At 57.8% G+C, this 25710-nt stretch carries 29 protein-coding genes; 5 read left to right on the top strand and 24 right to left on the bottom strand.

All coding sequences use genetic code 11. The annotated features are described in order from the left end of the window. Positions 1–3 precede the first annotated feature (3 nt). The 11 genes from H8695_RS00860 to H8695_RS00810 all read right to left on the bottom strand — a co-directional run bounded on the left by H8695_RS00860 (position 4) and on the right by H8695_RS00810 (position 9215). Positions 4–1242, bottom strand: coding sequence for a peptidase U32 family protein (locus tag H8695_RS00860; RefSeq protein ID WP_249298885.1), 1239 nt, complete (start codon positions 1240–1242; stop codon positions 4–6). Then, a complete protein-coding gene (mltG, locus tag H8695_RS00855) occupies positions 1242–2378 on the bottom strand; it encodes an endolytic transglycosylase MltG (protein ID WP_249298884.1) in 1137 nt (378 codons plus the stop codon). The genes H8695_RS00860 and mltG overlap by 1 nt, the downstream gene beginning before the upstream one ends. Further along, positions 2362–2949 carry a 5-formyltetrahydrofolate cyclo-ligase gene (locus H8695_RS00850; protein WP_249298883.1) on the bottom strand — a complete coding sequence of 196 codons (588 nt, stop codon included), beginning with the start codon at positions 2947–2949 and terminating at the stop codon, positions 2362–2364. Before H8695_RS00850 ends, mltG begins: the two co-directional genes overlap by 17 nt. Then, positions 2946–3476, bottom strand: coding sequence for a DJ-1 family glyoxalase III (locus tag H8695_RS00845; protein WP_249298882.1), 531 nt, complete (start codon positions 3474–3476; stop codon positions 2946–2948). The genes H8695_RS00850 and H8695_RS00845 overlap by 4 nt, the downstream gene beginning before the upstream one ends. A 15-nt stretch (positions 3477–3491) precedes the next feature. After that, a complete protein-coding gene (locus tag H8695_RS00840) occupies positions 3492–4289 on the bottom strand; it encodes a GNAT family N-acetyltransferase (RefSeq protein ID WP_249298881.1) in 798 nt (265 codons plus the stop codon). Beyond that, the gene (locus tag H8695_RS00835; RefSeq protein WP_249298880.1) at positions 4279–5169 is read right to left on the bottom strand and encodes a DUF2156 domain-containing protein; all 891 of its coding nucleotides are present in this window, start codon (positions 5167–5169) and stop codon (positions 4279–4281) included. Before H8695_RS00835 ends, H8695_RS00840 begins: the two co-directional genes overlap by 11 nt. Further along, on the bottom strand, positions 5166–5840 hold the full coding sequence (locus tag H8695_RS00830; protein WP_249298879.1) for a dTMP kinase: 675 nt from the start codon (positions 5838–5840) through the stop codon (positions 5166–5168). The genes H8695_RS00835 and H8695_RS00830 overlap by 4 nt, the downstream gene beginning before the upstream one ends. A 5-nt stretch (positions 5841–5845) precedes the next feature. Continuing rightward, entirely contained in the window at positions 5846–6604 is a 759-nt protein-coding gene (thyX, locus tag H8695_RS00825) for an FAD-dependent thymidylate synthase (protein WP_249298878.1), read from the bottom strand. Beyond that, on the bottom strand, positions 6601–7350 hold the full coding sequence (locus H8695_RS00820; RefSeq protein WP_346726776.1) for a WecB/TagA/CpsF family glycosyltransferase: 750 nt from the start codon (positions 7348–7350) through the stop codon (positions 6601–6603). The genes thyX and H8695_RS00820 overlap by 4 nt, the downstream gene beginning before the upstream one ends. A gap of 96 nt (positions 7351–7446) precedes the next feature. Beyond that, positions 7447–8646: a deoxyguanosinetriphosphate triphosphohydrolase family protein gene (locus H8695_RS00815; protein ID WP_249298877.1), complete on the bottom strand. Its 1200-nt coding sequence runs from the start codon at positions 8644–8646 to the stop codon at positions 7447–7449. Between the two features lie 50 nt (positions 8647–8696). After that, positions 8697–9215, bottom strand: a complete 519-nt coding sequence (locus tag H8695_RS00810) for a peptidylprolyl isomerase (protein ID WP_249298876.1) — start codon at positions 9213–9215, stop codon at positions 8697–8699. A 121-nt stretch (positions 9216–9336) separates the two neighbouring features. Between H8695_RS00810 and mscL the strand changes: the two genes are divergently transcribed. Continuing rightward, positions 9337–9759, top strand: a complete 423-nt coding sequence (gene mscL, locus H8695_RS00805) for a large-conductance mechanosensitive channel protein MscL (RefSeq protein WP_346726775.1) — start codon at positions 9337–9339, stop codon at positions 9757–9759. A 34-nt stretch (positions 9760–9793) separates the two neighbouring features. Here the strand turns inward: mscL and H8695_RS00800 are convergent, their stop codons facing one another. Both H8695_RS00800 and trkA read right to left on the bottom strand, forming a co-directional pair. Then, positions 9794–11236 (bottom strand): TrkH family potassium uptake protein, encoded by a 1443-nt coding sequence (locus tag H8695_RS00800; protein ID WP_249298874.1) that lies wholly within the window; start codon positions 11234–11236, stop codon positions 9794–9796. An 18-nt stretch (positions 11237–11254) separates the two neighbouring features. Continuing rightward, entirely contained in the window at positions 11255–12610 is a 1356-nt protein-coding gene (gene trkA / locus H8695_RS00795; RefSeq protein ID WP_249298873.1) for a Trk system potassium transporter TrkA, read from the bottom strand. A gap of 376 nt (positions 12611–12986) precedes the next feature. Here trkA and H8695_RS00790 point away from each other — a divergent pair, with 376 nt between their 5' ends. Continuing rightward, positions 12987–13760 (top strand): hypothetical protein, encoded by a 774-nt coding sequence (locus H8695_RS00790; protein WP_249298872.1) that lies wholly within the window; start codon positions 12987–12989, stop codon positions 13758–13760. Positions 13761–13855: 95 nt separating this feature from the next. Next, entirely contained in the window at positions 13856–14548 is a 693-nt protein-coding gene (locus tag H8695_RS00785; RefSeq protein WP_249298871.1) for a YjjG family noncanonical pyrimidine nucleotidase, read from the top strand. A 117-nt stretch (positions 14549–14665) separates the two neighbouring features. Here H8695_RS00785 and upp read toward each other — a convergent pair whose 3' ends face one another. Genes upp through tsaE form a run of 4 tightly spaced genes read right to left on the bottom strand, consistent with a single transcriptional unit; the run spans position 14666 to position 16898 of the window. Next, the gene (gene upp / locus H8695_RS00780) at positions 14666–15295 is read right to left on the bottom strand and encodes a uracil phosphoribosyltransferase (protein WP_249298870.1); all 630 of its coding nucleotides are present in this window, start codon (positions 15293–15295) and stop codon (positions 14666–14668) included. 27 nt (positions 15296–15322) lie between these two features. Beyond that, positions 15323–15760 (bottom strand): ribose 5-phosphate isomerase B, encoded by a 438-nt coding sequence (gene rpiB, locus H8695_RS00775; RefSeq protein WP_249298869.1) that lies wholly within the window; start codon positions 15758–15760, stop codon positions 15323–15325. Continuing rightward, positions 15757–16470: a tRNA (adenosine(37)-N6)-threonylcarbamoyltransferase complex dimerization subunit type 1 TsaB gene (tsaB, locus tag H8695_RS00770; protein WP_249298868.1), complete on the bottom strand. Its 714-nt coding sequence runs from the start codon at positions 16468–16470 to the stop codon at positions 15757–15759. Before tsaB ends, rpiB begins: the two co-directional genes overlap by 4 nt. Then, on the bottom strand, positions 16467–16898 hold the full coding sequence (gene tsaE / locus H8695_RS00765) for a tRNA (adenosine(37)-N6)-threonylcarbamoyltransferase complex ATPase subunit type 1 TsaE (protein WP_249298867.1): 432 nt from the start codon (positions 16896–16898) through the stop codon (positions 16467–16469). The genes tsaB and tsaE overlap by 4 nt, the downstream gene beginning before the upstream one ends. Positions 16899–17123: 225 nt before the next feature. Between tsaE and H8695_RS00760 the strand changes: the two genes are divergently transcribed. Continuing rightward, the gene (locus H8695_RS00760) at positions 17124–18251 is read left to right on the top strand and encodes an FtsW/RodA/SpoVE family cell cycle protein (protein WP_249298866.1); all 1128 of its coding nucleotides are present in this window, start codon (positions 17124–17126) and stop codon (positions 18249–18251) included. 36 nt (positions 18252–18287) lie between these two features. On the opposite strand, the gene nrdR is transcribed toward H8695_RS00760, so the two are convergent. Together nrdR and H8695_RS00750 are read right to left on the bottom strand one after the other, a co-directional pair. Continuing rightward, a complete protein-coding gene (gene nrdR / locus H8695_RS00755; RefSeq protein ID WP_249298865.1) occupies positions 18288–18743 on the bottom strand; it encodes a transcriptional regulator NrdR in 456 nt (151 codons plus the stop codon). Positions 18744–18835: 92 nt separating this feature from the next. Further along, a complete protein-coding gene (locus H8695_RS00750) occupies positions 18836–19147 on the bottom strand; it encodes a DUF6514 family protein (protein WP_249298864.1) in 312 nt (103 codons plus the stop codon). Positions 19148–19434: 287 nt separating this feature from the next. On the opposite strand from H8695_RS00750, the gene H8695_RS00745 reads away from it, so the two are divergent. Beyond that, positions 19435–19710: a hypothetical protein gene (locus H8695_RS00745; protein WP_249298863.1), complete on the top strand. Its 276-nt coding sequence runs from the start codon at positions 19435–19437 to the stop codon at positions 19708–19710. Positions 19711–19770: 60 nt separating this feature from the next. Here H8695_RS00745 and secF read toward each other — a convergent pair whose 3' ends face one another. From secF to coaW, 5 genes are all read right to left on the bottom strand, one after another. Beyond that, a complete protein-coding gene (secF, locus tag H8695_RS00740) occupies positions 19771–20670 on the bottom strand; it encodes a protein translocase subunit SecF (protein ID WP_249298862.1) in 900 nt (299 codons plus the stop codon). A 14-nt stretch (positions 20671–20684) separates the two neighbouring features. Continuing rightward, on the bottom strand, positions 20685–21962 hold the full coding sequence (gene secD / locus H8695_RS00735) for a protein translocase subunit SecD (RefSeq protein WP_249298861.1): 1278 nt from the start codon (positions 21960–21962) through the stop codon (positions 20685–20687). 130 nt (positions 21963–22092) lie between these two features. Then, positions 22093–23529 (bottom strand): adenylosuccinate lyase, encoded by a 1437-nt coding sequence (gene purB / locus H8695_RS00730; protein ID WP_249298860.1) that lies wholly within the window; start codon positions 23527–23529, stop codon positions 22093–22095. A gap of 3 nt (positions 23530–23532) precedes the next feature. Further along, a complete protein-coding gene (locus H8695_RS00725) occupies positions 23533–24816 on the bottom strand; it encodes an aspartate aminotransferase type Ic (protein ID WP_249298859.1) in 1284 nt (427 codons plus the stop codon). A gap of 35 nt (positions 24817–24851) precedes the next feature. Continuing rightward, entirely contained in the window at positions 24852–25694 is an 843-nt protein-coding gene (gene coaW / locus H8695_RS00720; RefSeq protein WP_249298858.1) for a type II pantothenate kinase, read from the bottom strand. Between the last annotated feature and the right edge of the window lie 16 nt (positions 25695–25710).

Here is a 25710-nt window from a genome sequence, read left to right as displayed (position 1 = left end):
GCGTCACTTGACGCCTTCCTCTTTCTTTCGACGTATCATGGAATAGGCCGGCACCTCAAACGGGACCGGTACATAGAGCAGCTCATCCGCATGCGGGGCCGATTCAACGGGCTGTCCGTCTGCGTTGAAAAGCTGATCTATGCGCAGAGCCATCGGTTCTCTGCCCGGCATCAGCAGCTCCACCTCATCGCCCCGACAGAATTTGTTTCGCTGGCGGCAGCGCATCATCTCACGGGCCGCATCCCAGCTCTCCACAAAGGCCGCGATCTCCCACTCGCGGATGTAACTGCCCGTGGACTGAATCTGGCCGTTTTGCGGCGGCCCGTCGACAAAGCCCTCGTAGTAGGCGCGGTGGCTCACCTTACAGAGCTCTTCGTAGAGACCCTCGTCGAACCGGTAACCGGCGGGATCCCTCTCATATTGGTCAAGTGCCCGGCGGTAGGCCGACACCACGCTCGCCACATAGAACTCCGATTTCATGCGCCCCTCAATTTTCAGGCTCACAACGCCCGCTTTCACAAGCTCGGGCAGCCGTCGAATCAGGCAGAGGTCCTTGGAGTTGAAGACAAAGCTGCCCTCTTCTCCCTCATAGACGGGAAAGTACTCGCCCGGTCTCTTCTCCTCGGTGAGCGCATATTTCCACCGACAGGGTTGGGCGCAGTCGCCGCGGTTTGCATCGCGGCCGGTCAGATAATTCGACATGACACAGCGCCCCGAATAGCTCATACACATCGCCCCGTGGACAAAGCACTCGAGCTCGAGCTCCGGTGGCGTGCTGCGGCGGATATCCGCGATCTCTGCAAGGGACAGCTCGCGCGCGAGCACCACGCGCGAGGCGCCCAGCCTGTGCCACATGGCGCAGGCGCCGAAATTCACCACGTTGCTCTGGGTCGAAATGTGAATGGCGAGGTCGGGTGCGCGCTCTCTGACGAGCGCAAACACCCCGAGATCGCTGACGATGACGGCGTCCGTCCCCGCCTGCGCGATCTGTTCAATGGTATCGCCCATGCGGCGCAGCTCATCGCTTCGCGCATAGGTGTTCAGCGCCACATAGACCCGCGCGCCGTGGGCGTGGGCAAACTCCACCCCCTCGTGCAGCTCGGGCAGCGTCAGATTCTGGCTTCCCGCGCGCAGCGAAAACTCCGTTGTGCCGCAGTACACGGCATCGGCGCCGTAGAGCACCGCCGTCCTGAGTTTTAGAAGCGACCCCGCCGGCGCCAGCAGTTCCACTTTTTTGCTCATCACTCGATGACCGTTCCCGTGCCCTGGGAGGAATTGGCCTTTTTGATGTTCGCCTCGTGCTCTTTGAGGGTCTTGGCAAACAGATGCTTTCCGTCGGCATTTACGACGAAATAGTAGTAGTCTGTGTCCTCCGGATAGAGAGCGGCCTTGATGGACGCAAGGCCCGGCGCCGCAATTGGCCCGGGGGGCAGCCCCTTGTAGAGATAGGTGTTGTAAGGGCTGTCAATCTTGGTGTCGGCGATGGAGAGCACGCTCTTTCGCTCCTGCAAAATGTACTGCACCGTGGCGCAGGACTGCAGGTAGGGCAGCTCCTTGCTGTCGAGGCGGTTGTGGAAGACCGACGAGACCTTGCCGCGGTCCTCGTCGCCCGCCGCCTCTCTCTCGATGATCGACGCGAGCGTGATAACCTCGTCGATGGTCATGCCAAGCTCCTCGGTGCGGGCTCTGAGCTCCTCGTCGTATTTCTTTTTGAAATTGTTCAAAAACTTCTTGATGACGACTTTCGGGTCCTCGTCCTTGTAGAACTGGTAGGTATCCGGGAAGAGATAGCCCTCCATGCGATTCTCGCGGTCGGGCAGCGCGTTGATGAAATCGTAGTCGAACTCGTCATTCTGACACGAGGTCAAAAAGCTCTCGGCCGAACAGACGCCGTTTTTCTCCATGATCTCGGCGATTTCGCGCAGCTCCTTGCCCTCGGTGATGGTGACGTCGACCGTCTCGCGTTTGGGCGTCTGCTTGAGCCGGGTCACCACCTCCAGATAGTCCATATCGGTGTTGAGCGTGTAGGTGCCCGATTTGAACTTGTCTTTGGACTTTGTAATGGTGGTAAACAGCTTGAACGCCCACTCGTACTTGACGATGCCCGCCTCGTGCAGCGTCGAGGAAATCTCGTCCACCGACGCGCCTTTCTCAATGTAGACTTCGACTTCGCTGCTGGGTTTGACAAAGCCCAGCGCGTCGTTTGCCGTTTTGATGACAAACACCGCCAGAAAGATCGCCAGAATCAACACCATCATGGCGTAGAGAAAGGTTCTGGTGAACGTGCGCGCCGCACGGCGCTTGGCCTTTCTCTCCCGGAGGTTCATCTTGCTGAGATCCTGGGTATTGGATTTGTCGTGGTTACTCGAATTTGGCATTGTATTCCTCCTCGCCGTCCTCGCAGATCACAAGATCCGCCGGAATGTCATAGCGGTCATGCGGCAGTGACGAAACCAGATTCTCCCTGTAGCAGAGACCGAGTTTCCTCCCGCCGAAGTTCGCCAGAAAGCGGTCGTAGTAGCCGCCGCCATAGCCAAGTCGATAGCCCCGCCCGTCAAAGCAGTATCCCGGTAGGATGCAGAGTGAAAAATCACTTCCCTGCGCGGACGGCAGACCCTCTCGCGGCTCCGGGATGCCGCGGTAGCCGCCGACCAGATCTTCGGGCTCCGCAAGCTCGTAAAACGCCATACTGTGAACGCGCGCGTCCACCCGGGGCGCTGCGACCCGCTTGCCGTCCCGGAGCGCCCGGCACAAAATGGCGCGGGTGTCAATTTCGCTCTGATAGGACACGTAGCAAAGAATTCCCCGCGCGCTGCGGTAGGCGCCGCTCTCAAAGAGCCGGCGCGCGATCGCCTCATCCCGCTGCGCTCTCAGAGCGGGGGCGATAGCCTCCCGCCTCGCGCGGAACTCGCCGCGCAGCGCTCGCTTTGCAAGATCAATATCGGTCATGCCATCATCTTGCGGCGCAGCGCGTTTGTCCGCCTGTCGCCGTAGTAGAGCTCCAGAAGCCGAAAGCCGAATTCCGCCGCGGCGCCCGGACCGTTTGCCGTCACAATCTGACCGTCGCGCACCACGGGTTCTTTCGCGTGAATCATGCCCTCACACTGCGACTCAAAGCCGGGGTAACAGGTCGCCCTGCGTCCCTTGAGCATTCCCCGCCGCCCGAGAATCGAGGGGGCGGCGCAGATGGCTCCAATGAAGCAGCCGCTCTCGTAGGCAAAGTCCAGAATCTGCATCACGCGCTCGTTCTTCTCGAGATTCTCATAGCCCGGGCCGCCCGGCAAAATGACCATTTTGAGTGTCTCGAGATCCACATGCTCCGGGCGCATGTCGCAGATGACCTCGAGCCCATGCGCACCCGTCACCTTGATGTCGGGCACGCCCACGAGCTTGAGCTGCATGCCCTCGCGGCGCAGGATGTCCATCGGGGCGACGGCCTCCATCTCCTCGAAGCCATCGGCCAAAAACAAGTACATCATTGTCTGTCCTCCTTATTCCAGCAGAAGATCCGCATAGGGTCTCCCGCCGCCGAACCCGGCCAGCAGCCGGGGCGTAAGCTCGCCGAGGGTGAGATTCTCTCCCCCGCACGGCAGGCGGAAGACGCCGTTGTTTTCCAAAATAATTTCATCGCCGCTCACTGCCGTCTGCGCCCCTGCGGCCTGCTCCTCGGGCAGCGCTCGCAGAAGACCGGCCACGTCGCAGATGCGCGCCATGCCGTACGGCTCGGGCTCATGCACCGCGCGGCAGCCGGGCGGTGAGAAGCCACCCCCTGCGGCGTAGGAGAAGTGGCGCTCCCCCCAGACAACGCAGTACGGCTCACGTTCCATCTGGCGGCGGTAGGCCTCATAGCCGGCCGGCCACGCAGCCGACGCGCCGCGCTCGCGGAAAAAGGCCGTCGCAAAGCCGAAACGGGCATAGTAACCGTAGAGCCCGGCGCTTGCCGGCAGTGTGAAGAGAAGCGGCGCGCCCATGTCTCTCACCTGCCGCACAGCAGCTGTGACAAGCTCGCCCATCAGGCCCCGGCCGCGTCCCTCGGGACGAGTCAGAGCGGCGTAAAGATACCAGGCGGGTACCGTCTTCTCCGCGAACCGGTAGACCGCCGGGAGCAGGGCAAGCTGAGAGACAATCTCCCCGCCGCTGCAGATGCAGAGGAAGACGCCCTCCTCCCAGAAAGCATCGTAGAACCGTCTGATCTCTTCGACGCTGTCACCGAACACGAGGTTCCAGTTCTCGATCAGCCGGGGCAGCTGTTCTCTGCCGGCGCGCATCACCCCACTCTCAGCCGACATGTGTGACGGTATACTTCGGTAGCAGAAGCACCGGGTTGTAGGAGAGCTTTGCCTTGCGTAGGCCCTCGAGGCCCATATCCTCCTCACGGTTGACAAAGGCAAAATCGCCGAGCGTGTTCTCGACAAAGAGCTGATTGATGGTGGCATAGACGCCGTTGTAGTCGGCAAGCGCCTTTTCAAAGTGGACGATGAACGTGTCGCTGCCCTCGTATTGGGGCGCTCCGGCGGTGAATGCGACCGGCTTTCCCTCCACACGCAGCAGACCGCCGCGGCCGCCCATCTGCTCAAAACCCTCGAAATAGGCCTTGACGGCGCACTTCTCATTTTGCACGTCGTGATCCTCGCAGACGCCGTTTCTCATGCACCACTCATGGCTGACCTCCAGACACTCGGGGATGTTCTCCCGGGTGACCGGCTCGTAACTCCAGCGGTAGGTCGCCTTGAAGCGGTTGACGTGATTTCGTTTGGCGTGAAACGCGCGCCCCGCCAGCGTCGCCAGGTCCTGCTGGGAGTAGATATAGTCGTCGCTGTCACGGCTGTGCTCATAGGTAAACGCGTCGCCGAACAGCGCGCGAATCTGCTCCATTCCCCGCTCATCCACGCAGGTGAAACGGGCCTCGCAGCCCTCCTGCTTTGCAAAATCGACCAGTCTCTCGACCGCCTTTTTCAGATCGCCCGGCCCGACTGGGGTAAAGAAGCTGCCGCGCTTTACGTTTTTGGCGAGCAGCATGTCGTCGACAAAGGCGATGGTGGTACCGTAGGTCCTCTGCCAGATATAGAGATTGGAAAAACTCAGCTCGCAGTTGCGCTGCGCCGAGGCGCGCAGCATCTCATCGATTCTGGGTTTGTCCGTAAGCTTGACTTCGTGGAAAATAATCATAAAATATCGCAGATCTCCTTCACTCTTCTCACAAGTTCCAAATGGATCTCCTGAACGCTCTTAATTTCGCCCTTTCCAGAGCATTCTATACGCTGCCAGCCGAGTTCGCGCGCCGCGAGCTGTGCAGTCTCATAGCACTGCTCGAGATACGCGAGATCCCGCTCGTGGACGTCCTTTTTCCGCTCGTCGCCGCTGTAGCGCCGTGCCATGAGCTCCTGCCCGAGCGCAGGCGGCAGATCGAGGAAAAACACCGCATCGGGCCGGGGCAGCTTCACCTTTTCATACTCAAAGTCGTCAAGCCATGCAAAAAAGGCCCGCTTCTGCTCGGTGGAGAGCTTGGCCGCCTGGTGAATGGCGTTCGATGTCGTGTAGCGGTCGGCGACAATCAGCGTACCCGCCTCGTAGTCGGCTCTCCAGTCGCCGAGGTAGGACGCCACCCGGTCGACCGTGAAAAACGTGGACGCCGCATAGGGGTTGACATCCCCCGCGCGGCCGCCGAACGCGCCTGAGAGGTAGAGCTCAATCAGCGCCGAGGATTTGCCGTAAGTCGGAAAGCTTATTTGGCGAACCGGTTGCCCCGTATGCGAAAGCGCTTCGAGCAGCAGCTTGGTCTGAGTCTGTTTCCCGCTGCCGTCAAGGCCGTCTATGACGATCAATTTACCCTTTCCCATCGCATTCAGAGAGCGGAGAACTTCGCTCTCATCTCCTCCATCCTCCCGCAGGACATCTTGCCCTCGGGGCATTTTCCCGTCATGCACTTCGGCCCCGCCTTGGCAAACAGCGTCGGCGCGACCCGTCGGACCTCACGCAGCATCTCGGTTGCGAGCTCCCGGATCTCCCACTGGGCGCGGTTGCAGCAGCGGTGGTGAAAGAAGTTCATCAGACTTCTCGCATTCATGGTCACAATCATCTTGGTGTCGCAGGCGTTGGGCAGCACAAAGCGGGCGTCCTCGTTTGCGAGCTTGCCGCCCGCGCGGGCCGCCTCTTTCTCCGGCTTTCCCCCGGCGATCAGCTCCTGCGTGCGCTGGTCGCTCAGAATGCGCACCAGTTCATCGTAGCTCTCCTGCGCCGCGCGCATGGCCTGCGTGAAGACCGCCATCGCCTCTGGGTTCTCTGCGATTGCCGGCGGTACGACATAGTCGAAGCTGCCCTCTCTGACATAGCGCTGGCTCTGCACGCTGAACGACGCGATGCGATGGCGGGTGATCTGCGCCAGCAGCGCCCTTGATACCCCCTCGATGCCAAAGGTAAAGCTCACATGTTCAATGGGGCTCTCGTGGCCGATCTGCGCGAGCATCTCGAGAAAGCTCTCGGTCTTCTCGTCGGTCAGCCCCTCCATGACGGTCTCAATGTCGCCCGACGCATAGCAGAGTTTGGCCGCCGCAGCGACAGTGCGCTCGGGGTCGGGCGTGTGGGCAAGCAGAGTTACTTTCATTTTGAATCCTCCGTTTTCACTCTCTTTAAGCGAAGTCTGATGAGCAGCATGTTACACACATAGGCCGGCAGCTTTCCGAGGCGCCGAAGGCGCTTTGGCTCCTTCACAGCGCGGTAGAGCCACTCCAGATGGTGCCGCTGATAGAATTCCGGTGCTCGCTCCACAGTGCCCGCCATGACGTCGAGCGAACCGCCGAGCCCGATCATGAGTCCCACGTCGAGCCGCTCGGCGTTGCGCGCCATCCAGTACTCCTGCTTCGGAGCCCCGAGGCACACAAACAGCACGTCGGGATGCGCCGCATTGATGGCGTCGACAATTTCGCCGTCGTCCTGAAAATAGCCGTTTTGGGTGCCGCAGATGTGAAGATTGGGGCTGCTCTCTTTGAGATTTTGTGCAGCGGCCTGCGCGACGCCCTCCTTGGAACCGAAGAGAAAGAGGCTGTGCCCCCGCTCGGCGAGAAGCGGCACGAGCCGCTCGGCGAAGTCGCAGCCCGCGACCTTGCCCTTGAGCGGCGTGCCCAGAATCTTCGAGCCGAGCACCACGCCGATGCCGTCGGGCAGCATGAGCGCCGCACCGTTGAGTACCCGGCGAAAGGCGGGATCCTTGAGCGCCATCTGGCCGATTTCGGCGTTCGGCGTCACTATATAGCTGTGCGCGTGCGCCTCGATGAGCTCGAGCGCGCGCTCGAGCGCCTGTTCCATTGTCACGTTGTCAAAATTGAGCCCGCCGACGGCAAGCTTGTCCATGCGCAGAACCCCTTTGCTGGTATCTATTACATACATTTGTTATTATAGCATACTCGGTTTTCACAGGCCACAGGAACTTGACTTTTTTCGACCGGTTTAAAAATAGGGCCGGTACGAGACGGTGGCCGGCCGGTCGGGAAAGAGGTGGGCGTAGAGGTCGACGAAATAGTCATCGGTCATGCTCGCCATATAGTCGACCACGATCTGGTTCGGCTCCTCCTCGCGGTAGGGCCTGCGCCGGGCGTATTTGGCCGGCTGGCTCTCGACAAAGTCGATGTGGTGGCAAAAGATGGGCGAGTCGGTTCTGCCGGCGGTCAAATCCTCAAGCAGTCTCTCATAGACCAGGTGGAACATGGGCCGCACACTCTCGTCGTAGACCGCAGCGACCAGAGGCGACTTGTAGATGATCTCGTAATTTTGCTGCTTGCAGCGGCGCAGGGCCTCAAAGTACTCCGGCGAGAGGCACAGGTGGTCTCGTCCGTAGCTGTTCTCCACCAGGTTGACGGTGAGGTTGTTGATGATCTCAGCGTTGTGGCTGCCGAGAGGGCCATCCTCAAACACGCTCTCGTCTTCAATCAGACGGGCCCGCACGGCATCCTGCCGGTCCTTGCCGAGATAGGCGATCATATCGCAGACGCGCACCACACATCCCTCGAGCGTCATGGGCGTCAAATGGGCGCTTCCCCGCTCGTCCCGGCTCGCCTCGTCGAGCATCCGGTCAAAGCAGGCGAAGTCCCCCACGCCGCGCGGGCGGTACTCGTCGAGCTCATACTCGCCGTTGTGGCAGGCGATGCCGTCGAGGACCTGCAGACTGATGTTATAGGGTACAATGCCGTCGAGGCAGCGCACGCTGTGCAGATTGTGCTGAAAGTAGCGCCCGGTGTGGGCGTGGTAGAGTTCCCCGAGGTGGCGTTCCCCCGCGTGGCCAAAGGGCGTGTGGCCGATGTCATGTCCGAGGGCGATCGCTTCAATCAAATCGAGGTTGAGCCCGAGCGCAGCGCCGATGTTGCGCGCAATGCGCGAGACGAGCTGCACATGCAGCGCCCGGCGGGTGATGTCGTCGTTTCGGTAGAAAGAAAACACCTGCGTCTTGTCCGCATAGCGGTTGTAGTAGGCGCTGTGCAAAATGGCCTCCACATCGCGCACATAGGCCGGGCGCAGGGGGTTCGGCCGGTCCTTTCCGGGCTCGCGCCGCAGCGCGTGCGCATCCGGCGCGGCATAGGGCGATCGGCACCCCGTCGCGCGGTCCTCGAGAATCTGCCGCTGAAGCGGCTCGCTCAGTTGATCGTATTTCATGCTGTCACCCTCTTTGTCAAAGGGAGAGAGCTTTCGCTCTCTCCCCGCTGCTATTTCTTCTCCGGCTCGTCGTACTGCTCACCGAACGTCTCGACTGAGGCTTTCTTGATCCTCTCGTCCGCAAGCGGCCGGTCCGACGGGTTGCGCCGTACCGACACAATGCGATCGGCCTCCTCCATGCCCTCGATCACCTTGCCGAAAGCGGCGTACTGGCCATCGAGGTGGGGCGCATTTTCCACCATGATGAAAAACTGCGAACCGGCGCTGTCCGGTGACATGGAGCGCGCCATCGAGATGACGCCCCGCGTGTGGCGCAGATCGTTTGCAAAGCCATTCGACGCAAACTCGCCCGCAATGCTGTAGCCGGGGCCTCCCATACCGGTGCCGGTCGGGTCGCCGCCCTGAATCATAAATCCCGGAATGACCCTGTGAAAAATCAGCCCATCGTAAAAGCCGCTGCGTACCAGCGAGACAAAATTTCGCACCGTGTTCGGCGCAATCTCCGGGTAGAGCTCCACTCTCATGGTGTTGCCGCTATCCATTTCAATCGTGACAATCGGATTTTTCATGATCATTCTCCTCTCGGTTCTCTGGTGATCAGTATAGCATAATTTCCCTTGCGGGTCTATGCCGACATTGACAGGAATCCATCTTTTTTCTATACTGAAAACAAAAAAGGAGTAAATGGGTATGAAAGAGAAAACTTCCGGCTTCTTTGGCGAATTCAAAGCGTTTATCTCGCGCGGCAACGTGCTCGATCTCGCGGTTGGCATCATCATCGGCGGCGCTTTCACCGCCATTGTCAACTCTCTGGTCAACGATATGATCATGCCTCTGGTCGGGCTCATCATCGGCGGCATCAATTTCAGCGATCTGAAAATTGTGCTCTCGCCCGCAGTGGGCGAGACCGCCGAGGTGGCCATCTGCTACGGAGCCTTTCTCCAGCAGGTGCTCAACTTCCTGATCATTGCCTTTGTGGTGTTTCTCCTGGTCAAGGGCGTCAACTCCCTGCACCGCAAAAAAGAGCAGGCGCCGCCTGCTCCCCCAGCCCCCTCGCAGGAGCTCACCGTGCTCACTGAGATTCGCGATCTGCTCAGAGAAAACAAGGCATAACCCCACAAAAAAGGCCCCCGACCGGGGGCCTTTTTCATTTCTTTTTCCAGACGAACGGCGAGAACAGAATGATCATGGGAAAGACCTCAAGGCGCCCGGCAAGCATGTCAAAACAGAGCACCAGCTTTGACAGCACGGAGAATTCCGAGAAGTTGCCGACCGGCCCGACCATGCCGAGTCCCGGGCCCACGTTCCCAATGCAGGTGAGCACCGACGTGGTGGTTGTCGCAAAGTCAAAGCCGTTGAGCGATACGAGCAAAATCGAGGCCAGAAAGATCACCGAGTAGGCGCAGAAGAACAGACCGACGCTCTCGACCGTGTTGTGGTCAACAAGGTGTCCCTCAAATTTGATGTGCTTGACCGCGCGCGGGTGGGTCAGCTTTCGCACCTCCTGCTTGATGGACTTGAGCAGGATGACAAAGCGCGAGACTTTGATACCGCCGCCGGTCGAACCGGCGCAGGCCCCCACAACCATGAGCAGCACCAGTATGATCTTGGAAAACTGCGGCCACAGCTCATAGTTCTCCGTGACAAAGCCGGTGGTCGTGATGACGGAGGAGACATTGAAAAAAGCCGCGCGCAGTGCATCGCCCACATGTTCAAACAGATGGGCAATGTTGGCGGTGATGGCGAGCGCTGAGACCGCCACAATCCCAAGGTACCAGCGGAGCTCCTCGCTTTTGAAAGCGTCTTTGAGCTTGCCGATGAGCACGAGATAAAACAGATTGAAGTTGATGCCGAACAGCAGCATGAACACGCCGATCACCCACTCAAAATAGGGGCTCTGATAGGCGCCGATGCTGGCGTTTTTCACCGAGAAGCCGCCGGTGCCCGCGGTGGCGAACGAATGCACGATGCTGTCGTAGAGATTCATGCCTCCACACAGGAGAAACACCACCTCGACCGCAGTCAAAAACAGGTAGATCCCATAGAGAATCATCGCCGTCGTGCGCATTTTCGGCACGAGCTTTCCGACCGTGGGACCCGGCACCTCGGCACGCAGAATGTGCATGGAACGTCCCTCGGCCATCGGCAGAATGGCAAGCGCAAACACGAGCACACCCATGCCGCCGATCCAGTGGGTGAAGCCGCGCCAGAAGAGAAGCCCCTTTGAGAGCGGCTCAACCGCAGTCAGAATGCTCGAGCCGGTGGTCGTAAAGCCCGATACCGTCTCAAAAAAACAGTTGACAAAGCCGTCGACTTCCCCGCTGAAATAGAACGGAAGCGCCCCAAACAGGGACAGGGCAATCCACGAGACCGCAACGATCAGAAAGCCCTCCTTGGCGAAGATCGTGCGGTTCTCCGGTCTCAGATACGTCAGCACCATACTTGCGAGCATGGTGACGCACGCCGTCACCAGAAAGATCATCACGGTGGATTCCCCGTAGAGCGCCGCCACCAGCGCCGGCAGCAGCATCAGGATCGCCTCGATGCGAAGAATGATCCCCACCGTATGGGCCACCATTTTGTAATTCATCTGACAGGCTCCCCCAACCTACTTCAAAATATCGTCGAGATCGCGCAGGCTGCTGTTCGTTGTCACAACAATGACGCTGTCGCCATGCTCGATCTGGTCGCTGCCACGCGGAATGATGATGCGCCCCTTGCGCACAATGCAGGCGATGAGCAGATTCTCTTTGAGTTCGAGCTGCGTGAGAGTCTTTCCGATCACCCGCGCGCGCTCACCCACCTTGAATTCAAGCGCCTCGGCCTTGTTGTTGACAATGCGGTAGAGCGTCTCCACCTTGCTGCCCAGCGAGTTTCTCAGTGCCCGCACATAGCGGATGATCTGATTTGCGGTGAGATACTTCGGCGAAATAACGCTCTCAATGCCGGAGTTCTCAATGATCTCCAGAAAGGAGATTCGGTTGATTTTGGCGACGATCTTTCCCTGGCTCTTGGAGGCGGCGTACATTGAGAGAATGATGTTCTCCTCGTCCATATCGGTCAGCGCCACAAAGGCGTCGGTGTTTTCGACGCCCTCTTCGAGCAGAAGCTCCTCACTGGTGCCGTCGCCGTGGATGATATCCGCGTCGGGCAGCATCTCGCAGAGTTTGTCGCAGCGCGCGCGGTCAATTTCAATGATCTTGACTTTCATGCCGAGCTCGAGAAGCTGGCGCGCCAGATAGTACGTGATGCGTCCGCCGCCCACGATCAGCACCGAGCGCACTTTGTGCGAGACGATGCCGATCGCCCGAAAGAAACTCTCGATCTCAGCGGGTGATGCTGTGATACTGATGCGGTCGCCGCTGCGCAGCACGAAATTGCCGTCGGGGATAAAGACGCGCTCACCGCGCTGCACCGCACAGACGAGCACCTTTACCTTGTACTTCTCATAGAGTGTGTGAAGCGGGTATCCGTCAAGGGGGCTGTTCTCGTTGATCTTGATTTCCACCAAATCCACGCGTCCCTTGGCAAAGGAGTCGATCTTGCTCGCCGACGGGAAGCGAAGAATGCGGGAAATTTCGAGCGCCGCCAGGAATTCGGGGTTGATGAACATCGACATCCCGAACTCCTCTTTCATCAGGACGAGCTGCTTGGTATACTCGGGGTTTCTCACCCGTGCGATGGTGTGGCGCGCGCCGATTTTTTTGGCGACGATGCAGCACAGCAGATTCAGCTCATCCGACGAGGTCACTGCAATGAGCAGATCAGCCCTGTTCACGCCCGCCTCCATCTGAACTTCAAGCGCCGCGCCGTTTCCCCGAATGCCGATGACGTCAAGTGAATTCATCGAGTTTTGCAGCGCCTGCTGGCTGCTGTCAATAACCACGATGTCGTGGCCCTCCTTGGCGAGCTGCTCCGTCAGTGTATAGCCGACCTTTCCATCCCCAACGATAACGATTTTCATGGATTATCCGGTACCCCTCCCACCGCCAAAAAGCGGCGTCTTAACATATTTTTAACTGCAAAAAGACTTTTTTAACGCAACATTATCACAATCTTAATACTTTCCAAACAAAAAGACAAGGACCATCTCTGTTTTTTAACAGGGCACTGTTTCACACGTTTTTTGCGCAAAACAGACAAATTCATACAAAATTCGGTTGTTGGTTCAAAAAAACGGTGATATAATAGCAGCGATTTCTCTTCTCAATATCAGGTCTGCGAAGTCATATAATGGATACGCAGCGCAAGATCAAGATACTGTTAAGTTGTTTTTTCGGCGGCAAAGTCAATGCGACTCTGCCACCTGAGAATAATGAAATAACGTGGAGGTATCTTCTATGGCAAAATTCTGTCAATACTGTGGCAAACCCCTTGAGGAGGGGACTCTCTGCAACTGCGAGGAGAGTGTGGCTGCACAGGCAGCGGCGGCTGACGCCTCATCCAATTCGGCGGCTCCCACCGGCGGCGGTTTTGGCGACAAACTCAAAATCGCCTTTCACAATCTGATTCCCTTTGTAAAGTCCTATTTCAAATCCCCGGTTGACAGCACCAAAAGCGCGCTTGACAACAACGATCTCCCGCTCGCCTCTCTGTTTGTGGCCATTCAGGCCATCCTCTCTGGCCTGTTGGTGTTTTTTGCGGTCAAGGGAATGTTGGGTTCCATGGGCGGCTATGTCAAAGTTCCGTTTTTCTCTCTGTTCTTCTACGGGCTGCTTGCCGTGCTTCTGTCCTTTTTCACCGCGGCGCTTGCCATCTTCCTCATCGGAAAGTTTATGAAAGTTTCCATCCGTTTCTCTTCGGCTGTCATTGCCTGCGGTGTCGGTGCGATTCTGCCCACCATCTGCGCAGTTGTTTTGACTCTGTGCGGTTTTCTGTCTGTGCAGCTGGCTGCGGCCCTGCTCACGATCTCGCTCTATGTCTCCATTACCACGAGATTGGTCGCCGCTAAAAGTGTGCTCGGCGCCGATCAGAGCGGAAAATTCTATTTCAGCTTTATCATCGGTCTGGGGGCTGCGGATCTTGTGACCTCCCTTATCATCACACGGTTTCTCTCCGGCATGCTCAGCAATTTCGCGATGGGCGCTCTCGGCGGTCTCGGCAATCTGTTTTAAATGATAGAAAAGCGGGGTGCATGGCACCCCGCTTTTTTTGACAAAGTCTCACTTCTCGGCTACAATGAGCCTATCTCACAAACGGAGGATTTGCGATGCGCTATCAGACCATCTTATTCGACATTGACGGAACGCTCTTCGACTGGTCCAAAGCCGAGGTGGAGGCTCTCAGAGCCACCTTTGATCGCTACGGTTTCCCCTTTGATGACGATACGCTCGCTCTGTACCGCACCATCAACCACGACCTCTGGCGGCGGCTGGAGCTCGGCGAGATCAAAAAGGCGGATCTCTTTGCGCGGCGGTTTGTCGATCTCTTCTCCCGGCTTGGACTCTCGGCCGACGCCGCAGCTTTCAACGACGACTATCTGCGCGGTGTCGCTGAGCGGCCCGTGCTCTATGACGGCGCGGTTGCGCTCTGCCGGGATCTCGCGCAGTTCTGCCAGCTGATCGTGGTGACAAACGGGGTGGCCCTCACTCAGTACGGGCGCATCGGCCGCACCGAGATCGGACAGTATTTCAGCGACATCATCGTCTCGCAGGACGCCGGGTACGAAAAGCCCGACCCGCGCTTCTTTGACTACGTCTTCTCTACCTGCGGTTTGGGCGACAGGTCGCATGTTCTCATTGTCGGCGATGGGCTGACCTCTGACATTCAGGGTGGTATCAACGCCGGCATCGACACCTGCTGGTACAACCCCGGCCGCGAGCCCGTGCCGGACGGTTATGTCATCACCCATGTCTCGCACGACTACAATGACATAAAGCGGTTTGTTCTTAAGGCGCAGTAGCTCTCCTTTTGACATGGGGCGGTGTCCTTTGCACAGAGGCCCCCTGGGCCTCGCGCCGCCAAACACATCCACGCATGAAAAAGCCCGCCATAATGGCGGGCTTTTGTCCTGTACTGATTACTTCGTTCCGAAGATGCGGTCGCCTGCATCGCCAAGACCCGGTACGATGTAGCCGTGGTCGTTGAGCTTTTCGTCGAGAGCAGCGATGTAGATATCGACGTCGGGGTGGGCTTGCGTGACTTTCTCCACGCCCTCGGGCGCGCCGATGATGTTCATCATTTTGACACTCTTGGGATGGTACTTTTTCACAAGGTCGATGGCGGCGACAGCCGAGCCGCCTGTCGCGAGCATCGGATCAAGCACAATGACCTCGCGCTCGTTGATGTCGCTTGGCATCTTGCAGTAGTACTCAACCGCCTCGAGCGTCTCCGGGTTGCGGTAGAGACCGACATGGCCGACTTTCGCCGCCGGCAGCAGATTGAACACGCCCTCCACCATGCCAAGTCCGGCGCGCAGAATCGGCACAATGGCGATCTTTTTGCCCGAGATCACCTTGGTCTTGGCAATGGCAACCGGCGTCTCAATTTCGACCTCTTTCAGCGGCAGATCGCGCGTCGCCTCGTAGCACAGCAGCGTTGCGATCTCACCGACTACCTCACGGAACTCCTTGACCCCCGTATTTTTGTCCCGCAGGAGGGAAAGCTTGTGTTGGATCAGCGGATGATCCATAATCAGTACTCTGCCCATAGTTCACTAACCCCTTTATATAAAAATTTATTCTTCCTCGAGCTTGGCAATCAAATCCACTCTGCGCTGGTGACGGCCGCCCTCGTACTCGGTCTCAAGAAAGACCTTGACGAGCTCAATGGCGAGACCCACACCGACAACCCGCTCGCCGAAGCAGAGCACATTCGCATCGTTGTGCAGCCGGGTGTATTTGGCGCTGAAGTAGTCCGAGCAGCAGGCCGCGCGCACACCCTTGATCTTGTTGGCGGCCATCGAGATGCCGACGCCGGTGCCGCAGATGGCGATGCCTTTTTCGCACTCGCCGGACGCCACGGCTCTTCCGACCGCCGCACCGTAGATGGGGTAGTCGGTCGACTGCTCCGAGTCGGTGCCGACGTCGCGGTAGGCGATGCCCGCCTCATCCAGATATTTTTTAATCTCCTCTTTCAGCCGGTACCCGGCATGATCCGATCCAATCGCAATCATGGTATCGATTCCTCTCTTTGTTCTTTTTTCAGGCGCTCCCGCTCAGCCTGGGGCAGACGCAGATACTCCGGCACAAGCCGGTCGCTCGACACGGTATCGCCCCGCGCCGCCATTCTCTGTCCGAGAATTCCCACTGAGGCCGCCCTCTGCAGACGCAGGTGCGCCGGCGCCAGCACAATTCCATTTTGGCGCCCGATGCTATTATAGCACAAATGCGCGCCGTCTCCAACAAGTAAAATCGGCTCGTCCGCCTTTTTGATCTCCTGCTCAAGCTGCTCGATTTTCACAGCCCGATCTTCACACACACGGGCGATTTCTCCCCTCTGCGCGCGAAAGAACGCCTGGTAGACCTGTCCGCAGCGCGCATCCATCGCACAGCAGACAAGACCGCCAAAATCCGCTACATTGCAGGCGAGCGCCTCAAGCGTCGAGACCGCGGCCACCGGCAGCTCTCTCGCAAAGCACAGCCCCTTGACGGTCGCAAGTCCGATGCGCAGCCCGGTAAACGAACCGGGCCCTCTCGTGACGGCAATCAACTCCAGGTCATCCACCCGGGTTCCCGTATCGCGCAAAACCCGGTCCACCATCGGCAGCAGCGTCTCGCTGTGGGTGTAGCCGGTCTGCAAATTGTACTCGCCGAGCAGCTTGTCCCCCTCGAGCACCGCGGCACTCGCAGCCTTGGCCGAGCTGTCTATTCCAAGAACTCTCACGGTGTCTCCCCCCGTTTTTCGGTGATGGTGATGCTCCGGCTGCCGGCCCCCGTCACGCGGATATCCACCGCGTAGTGGGGTTCGTCGAGAAGCTCCGGGATGTTTTCGCTCCACTCAATCAGGCAGACACCTCCGCGCTCAAGATAGTCGAAAAAGCCGATGTTGTAGAGCTCGTCAAAGCTGCCGATGCGGTATAAGTCAAAGTGGAAGATCGGAATGTTCCCCTCATATTCCTGTACGATGACGAAAGTAGGGCTCGACACCTCTGCTCCGGGGCAGAGCAGCGAGGCAATTCCCTCGCAGAAAGCGGTCTTGCCCGCGCCGAGATCTCCGGAAAAGGCCACGATGTCGCCGCGCCTCAATACGCGGGCGAAATCCCGCCCGGCGGCCACGGTCTGTTCTCTGCTCTCTGTCTGATAAACTCTCATACATCCATCCCGTATCTCAGGCGCCCGGCCCCTCTGACAAATTTGCGGCGGAGTCTGACAGGACACAGTCTGTCCACAGCGCCGCAGGCGTGATTATTCTATCACATTTTCATGCCGTTGCACAGGGGGTATGCTGCGGTGTGATAATTTGTCCAAAGACTTTACCGCCGGGGTTCTGATTGGTATAATAAATCCGATAGAACCCACTGACGACAAGGAGAGCCGATGAACCCGATTTTAAAAGCGACAAGAAAATACCTGCACGAGATCGACCTGTTTCTGGTGGGTCTTTGCCTGAGTTGTACGGCATACGGGCTGCTGCTGGTGGCCTCAGCTACCAGCACGTTTTCGACAAACCGCAACATCATGGTTCAATCGATCGGCGCCGGCATCGGCATTGTCATGATGATCGTCATCTCTCTGTTCGACTATGAGACCCTCTGTGACCTGTGGAAATTCTTTCTGGCCCTGTCGATCGCCGTAATGGCGTTCACTCTGGTCTTCGGCACCGGTCCCAAGGGCCAGACAAACAAGAACTGGATCGATCTGAAAGTGATTATGGTTCAGCCTGCGGAGTTCGTCAAGCTGTCCTTTATCGTCTCATTTGCCGCCTGCATCGAGCGGCTAAAGCAGAACCTCAATTCCGTCAAGGCGCTGCTGCTGCTTGGCATCCATGCGGCTGTGGTCATCGGCATGGTGCTTCTCACCGGCGACACGGGCACAGTCATCGTCTTTTGCTTTATTGCGTTTTTCATGCTCTTTGCGGCGGGGCTCTCCTGGAAAATTCAGGCAGCGGGGCTGCTTACCGCAGTGGTCGCCACCCCCTTTGTCTGGCAGTATGCGCTCAAGCCCTACATGCGAAACCGCATTCTCTTTGCCTTCAACCCGGAGGGGGACCCGAGCGGCATCGGCTTTCAGGCCGTACAGAGCAAAATCGCCATCGGCTCAGGTCAGATCACCGGCAAGGGGCTCTTTCAGGGAACCCAGGTCAACAACGTCCCCGAGAAACAGACCGACTTCATCTTTGCCGTCGCCGGCGAGGAGCTCGGCTTTGTTGGCAGTGTACTGGTCGTTTTGCTCCTCGCCGCTGTGATGCTTCGCATTCTACACCACGCGCGAACTGCCCGCACCGATGAGGGGTGCCTGATCTGCGTCGGCGTCTTCGCCATGTTCTTCATTCAGGTCTTTGAAAACATCGGCATGTGCATCGGGCTGCTGCCGGTCATCGGCATCACGCTTCCCTTTTTCAGCTATGGCGGCTCCTCCATTCTGAGCGTCTACTGCTCCATCGGCCTTGTGCTGTCGGTGGTGCGAAAGCGAAAGAGCTCCTCTCTGGACTATCTGGGCGACTAAAAGGCGCCGGGGTTACCCGGCGCCTTTTCTCTTGATTTACTTCTCCGAGAGGAGCTTTGACAGCTCTTCCATAAAGGTGTTGATGTCTTTGAACTGGCGGTAAACCGAGGCGAATCGGACGTAGGCAACCTCGTCGATGTCCTTGAGTTTTTCCATCACCAGTTCCCCGATCTTCGAGGAGGTGATCTCCCGGTCAAGTGAGTTGTGAAGCGAGGCTTCAATCTCATCGGTGATCTTCTCGATTTCCTGTATGGAGACGGGCCGCTTCTCACAGGCGCGCAGCATGCCGTTGACCAGTTTGTTGCGGTCAAATACCTCGCGCGACTTGTCCTTCTTCACCACGACGATCGGCAGAGTCTCAATGATCTCATAGGTGGTGAAGCGTTTGCCGCAGCGCAGACACTCTCTGCGCCGGCGGATGCTGCCCCCCTCGTCGGTGGGGCGGGAATCAATGACCTTACTCTCAAGATGCCCACAGTAACAGCACTTCATTTCTGTCCCTCACTTTGCTGCGCGCACGGCGCCGTGTACTTCTGCCTTTCATTATAGCGTCGGGAGAGTAAAAAATCAATTTCTTTTGCCGCTCAGACCAATACCGTCTGCCGCGCGGCGTAGTATTCCTCGAGCGTGTCCCTCAGTAGCATCGGCGTCACGGTTCCGTCAGCGAAGCTCTCGATCAAACCGGTTACCTCATCCCGGTCCGGTGAGACATCGCGAATGGACTCAATTTCGAGATAGTCATCCATGCTCTTGTACTTTGCGATCTGTATGCCGTAGTGCCGCTCACTCTTTTCCCCCTGATCCGTACCTGTGTCGACTAAGTAGTAGTCGAGGGTCACCGTTCCCTCAAAATCGGTGACGACCTCTCTTCGCCTTAGCAACCGAATCCCTGTCATAACTAAATCCCTCCATATTTAGTATGTCTGTTGCCATGTGAACTATTGTATTTGGTTTAAGGACACATTACAAATTTTTTCATCGCAATATTACCCATAATTCGACGATCACTACACCCTTTTGTTGTAGCTAACCACTATTTGTATGGATTTATTACCTTTTTTGTCGATTGTCATAGGCTAAAAAAATTATTTCTTACTATTTCTATACCATACAATTTTTTACATTGATTTTAATTTGTCTTGTATGGTATTATGAACTCAATCACCCCAAAGGAAGTATGCCCATGCAAAAAACACTACATATGCTGCGGCGCAGGCTGCGTGCGCTTGAGCCGCTTGCCCTGCTCTCGCTGTGGATCGGCGCGGCTCTGTGCACCGTTTTGACTCTTTTGTCGCTCTACTTCTTCTTTCTTGTCGATGGGCGCTATGTTGAGAATTACCAGACGCTGCTCTATTCACAGCACCTCTTTGAGACCGCGCTGTGCGCCATTACGGTATCTTTCTTCGGCGCTGTTGTCAGCGATGGGGCAATCAAATCGCAATGGCTTGAAAAAAAATAGACCGACACTTTAAAATCAAAAAAAGATGGCAGCGGGTTACACTGCCATCTTTTTTATTTCTCACTTCTTTTTGCCGACGCCCAGATTCTTGAACGTGACCCACATGGGGCCCGCCAGCAGCACCGAAGAGTAGAAGCCGCTGATGATTCCGACTATAATGGGAAGCGCAAAATTGCGCACAGCTGTAACGCCGAAGACAAACACCATAGTTATGGTTAAGAGTGTGGTGATGGTGGTGTTGAGCGAGCGGTTCATCGTCTGCCAGATGCTCTGGTTGACAATGCTCTCAAAGTCGTCTTTGTTGTTGACGCGCAGATTCTCGCGTACCCGGTCAAAGATGATGATGGTCGCGTTGATGGAGTAACCGACAATGGTCAGCATCGCGGCGATAAAAGTCGTATTCATCTGGATGCCAAACAGCGAGTAGAACGCCAGCATCACGCACACATCGTGCAGCAGCATGAGCACCGCCACAAGACCCGTGATCAGCTCAAAGCGAATCCAGATGTAGATGAGCATCAGCAGCGTTGCGATGCCAACGGCCAGAATGGCGTTGTTTCTCAGATCCTTTCCGACTGTCGCGCTGACGTTGTCGACCGCGAGCTGATCGGTGTCGGCAAGCCCGTATTTCTCCTTGACCGCCTCAAAGACCTCGGTGCGCTTCTCAGTTGTCAGCTCTTTGGTCTTGATGATGACCGAGTAGCCGTTGACTGCGTCCTCGGACTTCTGGACGCTTGGCTTCTCCCCGATCACACCCTCGACGATGCCCTCGATCTCATCGAGCCGTGCCCGATCGAGCTCATCGTACATGTTGATGTGGATGATGGTTCCGCCGCTGAAGTCGATTCCCAGATTGAAGCCCTGAATCATCACGGAAATCACGCCGGCGAGCAGGACCGCAACGGAGATGATATAAAATATCTTTCGGTTCTTGACAATGTCAATTTTCAGTTTGCTCATTTTCTCACCCCCGCTTACACGCCGTATGCCCTGGCATTTTTGATCTTCATGTCAACCAGGCGGTTGAGCAGGAACCGGGATACAAAAATGGCCGTAAACATGGAGGTGATGACGCCGATGAGCAGTGTGTCGGCAAACCCGACGATCGGGCCGGTGCCAAACGTGCGCAGCACAACCGCTGCGATCAGTGTCGTGATGTTGCTGTCGAGAATCGCGCTGAATGCGCGGCTGAAACCCGCCTTGATGGCAGCTCTCGTGCTCTTGCCGTTTCGCAGTTCCTCTTTGATTCTCTCAAAGATGATGACGTTTGCGTCTACCGCCATGCCGATTGACAGGATGATGCCCGCAATGCCCGGCAGGGACAGATTGACGCGCAGCACAGTCAGAATCACCGCCACAAGGGCCACATAGAACACCAGTGCAATATCGGCCACAAGGCCCGGCACGCGGTAGACCACCAGCATGAACACCATGACCAGCGCAATACCGACTGCGGCGGCAAAGAGGCTTGTCTCAAGCGATTTTTCGCCCAGTGTGGGGCCGACGGCTCTGAGCTCTACATCTTTGAGCGCAAACGGCATCTGGCCCGCTGAGATGAGATTTGCAAGCCAGGTGGCATCCTCCGCGGTGAAGTTGCCCTCGATGTAGATGTTCTCCCCCTCGAGGCGCTCGCTCACACGCGGCCAGGACTGGGGAGTGCCGTCCAGGGAGATCACCATCAGGTTCTCGTATTTTGTGGCGTCTCGCTTTGCAATTTCCTCGGTGGCCTCGGCAAACTTCTGCTTGCCCTCCTGCGTGAACTCAAGCATAACGACATACTGCTTGGCGCCTGAGCTTGTCGTCTCGTAGCCCACCTGAGCGGACTTGACGTCGCTGCCGGTCAGATAGACCTTTCCGTCAATATCCGTAAAGGTCAGCTCCGCCGTGGAACCGAGCTTTTCGACCGCCTCATTCGGGTCGGTGACGGACGGGATCTCGACGAGCAACCGCCGGTCTCCCGATATCTGAATGGTGGCTTCGGTGTAGCCGAGATCGGTCAGTCTGGTCTGCAAAATGGTCTTGGCCGACTCCATCCCTCTTTTGAGCTCGTCCGCGGACAGGTTGTCCACATCCTGCGCCTCGAAGGTGATGCTGGAGCCGCCCACAAGATCAAGGCCGAGACGAACGCCGTTGTCCTTGTCGGCGACACTCGGAATGTAGTAGTCGCCCAGATCAATTCCAAATGCGGCCGTCAGCGCCAGGCCCGCAATGATCGCCAGCACAAGCAGAAAAGAGAGCACACTCTTCCACATCTTGTATCCTCCTCAATGACATAAATTCGAGGCGTGTCGATACGAAACACGCCTCGTCAAAACAGTAATTATTATATCCTCCGGCTCCGGCGAAGTCAACCGAAAATTTCCCTCGGCGCCCGCCGCAGACTCAGACATCCAGCTGCGTGTGTTCCCCGAGCTGATCCGCCGCCGCTCGCAGAACCGGCTCGACCACCTCGTCGAGATACTCCGAGACCTGTGAGGGTGCCCGGCCGGTGAAATTCTCCGGCGAGAGGATTCCCGCCACCTGCTCCATCGTCAGGCCAAACGCCTCATCGGCGCAGATACGCTCCATGAGATCATTAGGCTTGCCCTCCTCCTTGACGGCGCGTGCCGCCGCCTGGGAGTGAACGCGGATGCGCTCATGGAGCTGTTGGCGGTCGCCGCCGCGCTTGACGGCGTCCATGAGAATGTTCTCCGTCGCCATGAAAGGCAGCTCTGCCATGACACGGCTGCGCACCACTTTCGGGTAGACCACAAGCCCGTCGGCGACATTCATGTAGATGCCGAGAATGGCATCCACCGCCAAAAAGGCCTCAGCCACTGCGATGCGCTTGTTCGCACTGTCGTCGAGCGTGCGCTCAAACCACTGAGTGGAGGCGGTGATCGCGGGGTTGAGCGCGTCCACCAGTACATAGCGGCAAAGCGAGCCCATTCGCTCGCTGCGCATGGGATTTCTCTTGTAGGCCATGGCGGAGGAGCCGATCTGGCTCTTCTCAAAGGGTTCCTCCATCTCCTTGAAACTCTGGAGGATGCGCAGGTCGTTGCTGAATTTGTAGGCGCTCTGCGCAACGCCCGAGAGCGTGCCGAGCACGAAGCTGTCCACCTTGCGCGAATAGGTCTGCCCCGACACCGGATAGACGCCGGAAAAGCCCATGAGCGCCGCTATTTTTTCGTCGAGCGCCTTGACTTTGCCCTCGTCGTTGTCAAAAAGCTCCATAAAGCTCGCCTGGGTACCTGTTGTGCCCTTGGAACCGAGGAACCGGATGGACTCGATGCGCCGGTCGATCTCCTCAAGGTCGAGCATCAAATCATTGATCCACAGCGTCGCACGCTTGCCGACCGTAGTCAGCTGCGCCGGCTGCAGATGGGTGTAGGCAAGACAGGGCATCTCCCGGTAGGCGCGCGCGAACTTCGCGAGTTTCTCCACAACGTTCAGCAGCTTGCGGCGCACAATTTTGAGCCCCTCGCGCATGAGAATCAGATCGGTGTTGTCCCCCACGTAGCAGGAGGTGGCCCCGAGGTGGATGATGCCCGCGGCCTTTGGGCACTGCTGTCCATAGGCGTAGACATGGCTCATGACATCGTGGCGCACGACACGCTCACGCTCGCGCGCCACGTCCAGATTGAGGTTGTCGCGGTTTTTCTCGAGCTCTGCGATCTGCTCCTCGGTGATGTCAAGCCCAAGCTCCCGCTCTGTTTTGGCGAGCGCAATCCACAGCGCGCGCCAGGTCTTGAACTTTCTCTCATCGGAGAAGAGCTGCTGCATCTCCACGCTCGCATAGCGGGTGTTCAGCGGGCTCTGGTAAATCGACGCATCGGCCATCAGTCAGTTCGCCTCCCCCAGCAGTTTCTCAAGCGCCGCATACTCGACGCAGACGCACAGAAGCTCCATCGCCAGGCGCAGCTCCTTGACCGGCGGATAGCTCGGCGCAATGCGGATGTTCGTATCGTTCGGGTCCTTTCCATAGGGGTAGCTCGCACCGGCCGGCGTCAGCGCAACGCCCGCCTCTCTGGCGAGCTGTACGGTGCGCCTGGCGCAGCCGGGCAGCGTGTCAAAGCTGATGAAATAGCCGCCGCGCGGATGAATCCAGCTCGCGATTCCCTTTCCGCCGAGATACTCCTCCATGGTCTCGAGAGTCATCTCAAACTTCGGGCGAAGAATCGCCGCGTGTTTTTTCATGTGGGCGCGGATGCCGTCCATGTTCTTAAAGTAGCGCACATGGCGCAGCTGGTTGATTTTGTCGGCCGAGATGGTCTGGTAGAACATCAGCTTTTTGATGTAGGCGATGTTCTCCTCGCTCGCGCCCATCGCCGCGACGCCCGCGCCCGCAAAGGACACTTTCGAGGTCGAACCGAAGAGAAACGGCAGATTGGGGTTGCCGGCCTCTTTGCACTCGTCGAGGATACTCAGCAGCCGGTCGCCCTCATCGTAGAGATCGTGGATGCCGTAGGCGTTGTCCCAAAAGATGCGGAAGTCCTCCGCCGCCGGCTTGAGCGCCGCAAAGCGGCGCACCACCTCGTCCGAGTAGGTCTTGCCCTCGGGATTCGAGTACTTCGGCACGCACCAGATGCCCTTGACTGCGGGGTCATGGTTGACATACTGCTCCACCATATCCATGTCCGGCCCGTCCTCGAGCATCGGTACGACGATCATCTCGATGCCGAAGCTCTCGGTGATACCGAAATGGCGGTCATAGCCCGGACTCGGACAGAGAAACTTGACCCGGTCGAGCTTCGACCAGGGTGTGCTGCCGAGATAGCCGTGGGTCATGCCCCACGACACACAGTCGTACATCAGGGAGAGACTCGCATTTCCGCCGACAATGACCTCTGCGGGCGTGACACCGAGAAACTCTGCAAACAGCTCTTTCGCCTCGGGGATACCATCCATCAGGCCGTAATTGCGGCAGTCGGTGCCGTCCTGCGTAAGACAGTCCCGCTCCGACTTGACCGCCGTGAGCAGATCAGTGGTCAAATCCAGCTGTTCCGCCGAGGGCTTTCCCCGCGACATGTCGAGATGCAGATTTGCCGAGAGAAAATCCTGGTACATACCCTTGATGACCTCAAAGCGCTGCTCCAGGCTTTTTTTGTCCATCTCAAGATAGTTCATAAAAGTCTCCCCCTTGTGCCGTATACGCGCGGCGATTAGTCGATTTCCCTGTATGTGACACCCTTTTGAAAGGCGAGCGCCGCCCCGATCGCCGTGGCGAATTCGGCGTGCTCCGGTATGATGAATTTCACCTGATAGAGCTTTTCCAGCAGCAGAAATAGCTCATGGCACTGCGGCATGGTCGTCAGATTTCCGGTGAGCACCACTTCGTTCCCCCCCGTGATCTTGGTGGCAAAAATGGCGATCATGCCGATGGTCTGAAAGACCAGATTGATGATGCCCAGCGCCAGATCCGCCTTGGTGGCGGTATCGCTGACCCGGCCAAAGTTGGAGGCGGTGGTGTCGGGCGTCAGATTTCCCGAGAAGTCGCTGCTGATGTCGCTGACATTGAGATCCACCCGGTCGAGCCGGCCGCCGCGCGCGAGGTCCACAATGGTGTCAAAATCACGCACATCGAGCAGCTTCCCCGAGAGACCCAGAAGAGTGCCGCCGCCGACCCCGGTGCCGCCCACATGGACGACTTCGCTCTCAGTCGCGTGGACATAGGCCGTGCCGGTGCCCATGCTGACGATGATGGCGTCGGTCTTGCCCGAGAGGTAGAGCCCGCCTCTGCCGATGGCGCCGAATTCCTGCGCAATGCCGGTCTTGATGCCATAGATGCGCTCTTTCACATAGGAGGAGCCGACACCGGTGATCATCACACGGTCGATTTCGGCGAGCGTGAGGGAATTTACGCTGACAAATTTGCCGAACGCGCCGTAGAGTGACGCGATCGGGTCGTTGGCCCGCACCTGCATCGGGCAGATCACCTCGCCGTCGCGATACCCGACGATCTTGGTGGTGCTGCCGCCGATGTCAATGCCGATGACATATCCCATCTCGGGTCCCCCTGTC

Source organism: Feifania hominis, from assembly GCF_014384765.1.
GTDB lineage: Bacteria > Bacillota > Clostridia > Oscillospirales > Feifaniaceae > Feifania > Feifania hominis.
The sequence above is the reverse complement of the archived record's forward strand: the minus strand, read 5'-3'. Positions and strand labels throughout refer to the sequence as shown.